Genomic DNA, 3,993 nt, shown 5'->3' with positions numbered 1-3,993 from the left:
TTCATGCAGCAGCACCTGTTGCTGCGCTGCTCCCTCACGAACGTGTTCAGGACGTGCTCAGGGATTCTTCTCGCCTCTCTCCGTCACTGCGGCTCCGTCGGCGACCTTCTCCGAAGGATGCAGAACGACCCGGTCACCCTCGGAAAGCCCCGAGAGCACTTCCGCGGCGACGCCGTCGTTCTGGCCGATCTCCACGCGCTGCAGGAACGCCTTGTCCTCGCGCACCACAAAGGTCATCCAGTCGCCGCCCTGCCGGAAGAGAGCGCCCAGCGGTACCTGGAGCGCATCGTCGCTCCGGCGGAGAATGATGCGCGCCTGGATGCGGAAGCGATCTCCGAGGCGGTAGCCCGGCGGCACGGGATCGAGGAAGGTGATCCGGGCCTTCACGCGCTGTTCCTCCACGCCGAGGGCGGAGATCTTGGTGAAGCCGCTGTGCTCCACCAGGGAGATACGTCCCCGCAGGGGCATGGCGCCGCCCCATCCCTCGACGAGCACCTCCGCCTCCGGGGGAACCACCGCCGCGTCCACGGAGAAGAGATCCACCTCGCCCTCCAGGTCGTCGGGGTCACCCACCTCCATGAGGGGCGTTCCCGAGGAGACCGTCCGGGCGCTTTCCTCGAACACGTTGAGGACGTATCCGTCCACGGGGGCGAGCAGGCGCACCGATGCGGCGCGGGGCGCCCCTTCCTCTCCCTGGATCAGGGCGGATTTCGCCTGTTCCACCTCGAACTCGGCCATGCGGAGGGCGAACTCCGTCGCCTTTGCGTCCTTGGCGGCGACCTGCAGGGCCGTCTCGGCGATGTCCCATTCCTGCTGGGAGATGCCTCCCGCGGGGAGCAACCTGTCCTGGCGCCGGAACTGCTTTTGCGCCAGATCCAGGTTCACCCTCGCCCGGTCCAGCTCGGATCTGCGGAGCGACCGGGCCGCCTCGGCGGTGCGCAGACGGGCCTCCGCCTCGGCGCGGGAGCGGGGCGTCAGCAGCCCCGACGCCTCGGCCTCGATGACCGCCAGAACGGTCTTCCCCGTCCGGACCGGATCCCCGGCCCGCAGAGGAATCCGGTTGAGAAATCCCGTCACGGGGGCGGAGACGGTGTAGCGGTGCCGTATCCGCGTCTTCCCCTCCTCGGAGACGCTCACGACCAGAGGCGCTTTCTCCACGAGGGCCGTTTCCACCTCCAGCGGCTTCGGCCACAGAAGAAAGACCACGCCGCCCACAAGGGCGGCCGCAATGCCGAGGGCCGCCACCTTTTTCCCGACGCCGTCGCGTCGCCTCTTTGCGTTCTTCGCTCCGGTCCCGGATTCCATGAACCGCATCACCTCTCTTTGCACGGATCGTTCGTGCACGGGCACTTTTCAGGACCGAGTCCTCCGCCTTCCGGCGGCTCCCGCCCGGTCCTCCGGTGTTGTCTATTCCGCGGATTTCAGCACTGCCTGCAGATCGAGCCGCGCCATCCGTCGTCCCACAACGGCGAAGGAGAAGAACGAGGAGGCCAGGACCGTGAGCACCGCCACGACATACGTCCGGATGGTCAGCACCAGGGGAAAGCGCATGGTCTCGGTGTTCGCCGTGGCGAGCACCGCCTCGGACAGACGCGCCCCCAGGTAGAGTCCTGGAGCGATGGAAAGCGCCGTGAGCAGCGCCAGCTCCAGCACGAGGATGGTCGCCACCTCCCGCCGGGTGAAGCCCAGCACGCGCAGGGTCGCCAGATCCCGGGCCCGCTCGGAAAGGGCGATGCGCGCTCCGTTGTAGATCACCCCGAAGGAGACGATGACGGCGAAGACAAAGTAGAGCGCCTGGGAGGTGCCCATCATCTCCTTCGTGGTCCTACTGAAATTTTCCTTCGCCCCGGAGGTGGTGGTCACCGTCCCGATGCGGGGAATCCCCTTCACTCGCTTCCAGAAGGCGTCCCAGTAAAAGGGATCCACCTTCAGATAGGCTCCGTTCACGGTGTCCCCCTCGCCGAGAAGACGCCGCAGCGCGTCGATCTCCATGTAGGCGGAGACGCCGGAGAAATCCATGATGGTTCCCGAAACGACGGTGTGCAGCACCGGGCGTCGCCCCTCCCGCACTTCCACGCGCACCTCGTCGCCGGGGACGAGGTGGAGGAGTTCCGCGAGCTTCTCCGAGAGGAGCAGGCCGAAGGACGGCAGGGGCACCTCTCGTTCCCGCTCGTCCAGAAGACGGTTGAGCCGGGGGGACGCGGGCAGCCCCGTGATCGCCGTCTCCCACTGCCGGTGTCCGTGGAGAAGGCGCACCGGCACGGCCCGGAAAGGCTCGGCGAAGAGCACTCCGGGCAGACGGGAGAGGGAGAGAAAAGCACCGTTGTCCCCGGGTTCGATGAGGGAGACCACCGCGTCCTGCCGCTGCGCCCGGTTCCACTGGAAATCGACGAGATAGTCCACGCCGTCCCCCATGACGCCCGGAAGGATGGGGATGGCCGTGGCGAAGGCGAGGCCGACGGCGGTGAACAGGGCCTGCCAGGGCTTGCGCTCCATGTTCCGGAGGGCCATCCGAAAGGACGGGGGGACGAGGCCGTGGAGTCCGATCCGCTCCAGAAAGGTGGGAGTGAACCTGGCCGGGGCCTCGGGGCGCATGGCCTCCGCGGGGGGGAGCGAGGCGGCCATGCGTACTGCGCCGAGCACGCCCAGGACCGATGTGAGCGCACTCGCGCCGAGAGCCGCCGCGAGGGCGCTCCAGTCGGGGACGAACTGGAGGGACGGAAATTGGAAAAACCGGCGGTAGAGGGCGGCGAAGGCGCTTCCCGCCCACATGCCGAGGGTGGCGCTGAGCAGGGTGGCGATTCCCACGGCCGCAAGGGCGAATTTCACGTAATGGAACCCCACGGCGAAGGGGGAGTAGCCGAAGGCCTTCATCTGGGCGATCTGTTCCCGCTGAAGCCGCACGAGCCGGGAGAGCACGGCGCTCACCATGAAGGCGGCGATGCTCAGGAACACCACGGGAAAGGCGACGGAGAAGCCCCGGAGCTGGGTGATCTCATCGCGCAGGAGCTTCGCCGAGGGATGCCGCGTTCGGTCGTAGGAGGAAAGCCCCCCGTAGGGTTCGAGAATGCGGTCCACCGCGGCCTTGACGTTCTTCGGATCCGCCCCGGGCGCGAGGCGAAACGCCACGCTGTTGAACGCCCCGTTCAGGTCCAGCACCCGGGAGAGTTCCCGTTCGCCCATCCAGAGGACGGCGAAGCGCCGGGGATCGGGGAGCATCTCTCCGGGGCGCGTTTCGTACACGTACTCGGGAGAGACGGCCACCCCGACGATGCGGAAGCGCCGCCGCACGCCGTAGACGGTGAAGTCCAGCGGATCTCCCGGACGGAACCCGTGGGCGTCGGCGAACCCCGCGCTCACCACCACCTCGTCCCGGGAGTCCGTCCCGGGAAGCCGTCCCGCCTTGAGGACGAGGCGGTTCAGCCGTCTCGGACGTCCGTCGGGAAGGGAATGGATCACCCCGTCGGCGGGTTCCTTCATGCCCGGAAGATCCAGCACTACCGTGCCCTTGACGCTCGTCTCCAGGGCGGCCACCCCGGAGATCTCCCCGAGGCGGGCCTCCACGAAGCGGGGCGCCCGCTTGAGATCGCAGAAGAGATCCGCGAAGCGCGACGAGGTATAGTAGTTCCGTTCCGTGGTCTCCAGCGTGACCACGAGTCCCCGGGCCATGATCATCATGGTGAGGCCGCAGGCCATCACCAGCACCACGGCGGTCATCTGTCCCTTCATGTTCCGCAGGTCCCGCAGAAGCTTCAGATCGAGCATCCGCACGGCGGATCACCAGGAGAGCGACCGCGCGGGAACGCGGGTCGCGTTGGGCGCGACGGAGACGATGCGCCCCGCCGAGAGGGAGATCACCCGATCCGCCATGGCCGCGATGGCCGCGTTGTGGGTGATGAGCACCACCAGGGTGCCCAGCTCGCGGTTCACCCTCTCCAGCGCTTCGAGGACGGTGATTCCCGTGTTCACGTCCAGCGCTCCCGTGGGCTCGTC

At 67.7% G+C, this 3,993-nt stretch carries 2 protein-coding genes and 1 pseudogene; all 3 read right to left on the bottom strand.

The window, feature by feature from the left end:
• Positions 1-57: 57 nt before the first annotated feature.
• Positions 58-1,305 carry an HlyD family efflux transporter periplasmic adaptor subunit gene (locus tag Q1K49_RS02675; RefSeq protein WP_300522482.1) on the bottom strand — a complete coding sequence of 416 codons (1,248 nt, stop codon included), beginning with the start codon at positions 1,303-1,305 and terminating at the stop codon, positions 58-60.
• A gap of 102 nt (positions 1,306-1,407) precedes the next feature.
• Positions 1,408-3,765 carry an ABC transporter permease gene (locus tag Q1K49_RS02670; protein WP_300522485.1) on the bottom strand — a complete coding sequence of 786 codons (2,358 nt, stop codon included), beginning with the start codon at positions 3,763-3,765 and terminating at the stop codon, positions 1,408-1,410.
• A gap of 12 nt (positions 3,766-3,777) precedes the next feature.
• Positions 3,778-3,993, bottom strand: a pseudogene (locus tag Q1K49_RS02665) (ABC transporter ATP-binding protein); the annotation flags it as partial.

The sequence above is a fragment of the Aminiphilus sp. genome (assembly GCF_029975095.1).
In the GTDB taxonomy this organism is placed as follows: domain Bacteria; phylum Synergistota; class Synergistia; order Synergistales; family Aminiphilaceae; genus Aminiphilus.
This window is presented reverse-complemented; position numbering and strand designations above follow the sequence as displayed.

Coding starts and splice junctions, on each gene's coding strand:
- Q1K49_RS02675 (WP_300522482.1), bottom strand. CDS start 1,305: ATGGAATCCGGGACCGGAGCGAAGAACGCAAAGAGGCGACGCGACGGC.
- Q1K49_RS02670 (WP_300522485.1), bottom strand. CDS start 3,765: ATGCTCGATCTGAAGCTTCTGCGGGACCTGCGGAACATGAAGGGACAG.